Origin of the sequence: Komagataeibacter europaeus LMG 18890, assembly GCF_000285295.1 — a bacterium.
GTDB classification, from domain to species: domain Bacteria; phylum Pseudomonadota; class Alphaproteobacteria; order Acetobacterales; family Acetobacteraceae; genus Komagataeibacter; species Komagataeibacter europaeus.
In genome coordinates this window covers 1-1269 of sequence record NZ_CADP01000299.1, presented here as the reverse complement: position 1 = coordinate 1269, position 1269 = coordinate 1, and the positions used below count along the sequence as shown (strand labels likewise).

General features: G+C 62.3%; 2 protein-coding genes. Both read left to right on the top strand.

What is annotated here, in order from left to right; all coding sequences use genetic code 11:
* Positions 1-386, top strand: a 386-nt coding sequence (locus tag GEU01_RS25480) for a type IV secretory system conjugative DNA transfer family protein (RefSeq protein ID WP_019087686.1), incomplete at its 5' end; no start/stop codon positions are given.
* Positions 383-1269 (top strand): ATPase, T2SS/T4P/T4SS family (locus tag GEU01_RS21900; RefSeq protein ID WP_019087685.1); only part of this gene is annotated, 887 nt, incomplete at its 3' end. The genes GEU01_RS25480 and GEU01_RS21900, both read left to right, overlap by 4 nt.

Below are 1269 nucleotides of genomic sequence, written 5' to 3'. Positions count from 1 at the left end.
CGGACTGGCGCACGTATCTCGTCCGGACATGGGGCAAACCGCATCACCCGGTAGCTGCAGCCCTGCCTCGCACAAAGGCGGAAGTGTCACACTGGAACCAGTGGGTGGCCGAAGGCTGGGCAGATGGAGAAAAGCAGGCGACCGAGATCTTCCTCTCTGACCTGTCGCGTCTGCAGCGCGACATTACCGGCATGGCCCGCTACCGGGTGCTGCTGAACGCCGGGCGCGTCGAAGAACCGCGCGTCGTGTTTGAGCATAAGGATGCGGTGGGGGGAGGAGACACCCTCCACCTCAATGACCGCACGATCCGGATCGCGAGCCAGCCCGGGCTTCAGGGCCACATCCGTCGCGGAAGCGATTACGGTTATCCGGAGCATTGCCGATGAATATCATCATCCCCGTCACGACCGACGAACCCTGGCCGGATGAAGGCAGGAAAGCGTTTGCCTGGGTCGAGGAACGACGGCGTAACGCGCCGGGGCTGGACTCCCTCCTGCGCTGGGCGCATGGCCTCGGCGCCTCGCGCATCGACATCAAGACGGGCCATCCGGTCACGATCAAGGTGCACGGCGTGATCCGCTACGCCACATGTAAAGCGACGGACTCCCTCGCGCTGGCGGATATCGTCGGCCATGTCTATGCCTCTGACGGGATGGCCATGCTTGGTGTCGGCCATATCCTCGATACAGCCTATAGCGTGGCACTGGACCGCAAGGTCAATCTGCGTTTCCGGATCAATCTTTCACCCATTTCGGTCAAGCGGGGCAGCGGCGTCCACATCGTCATGCGTCCGATCCCCGCCCGCCCCGCAAGCCTTGACCAGCAGATGGTCGAGCAGGAAATCCGGGACACGAACAGGCTCAAAAGCGGCATGGTCCTGTTTGGTGGGGCAACCGGTTCCGGAAAGACCACGTTGCAATTCGGGCTCGCCATCGAAAAACTCATGGACCCGACCGTATACTGCGACATGGCAACCGGCGAGGAGCCCATCGAGTTCCTGCTGGACGACCTGCGACCGCCTTCAGGCTCGCGGATCAGCCAGACGGAGATCCGCCCTCCTACCCTGACTTTTCCCACGTTCACCCGCAGCCTGACACGCCGCGAGATGAGCGATGGCATCATCACGGAATGTCGTGACGGCGAGACCATGAATGCAGCCATCAATATCGCCATGATGGGCGGTATCCTGGGCACGACGCTGCATGCAGACAGCGTCTCCCTCATGATCCAGCGCGCGATCGCGCTCTGTCCGCCCTCGGAACGTGACAA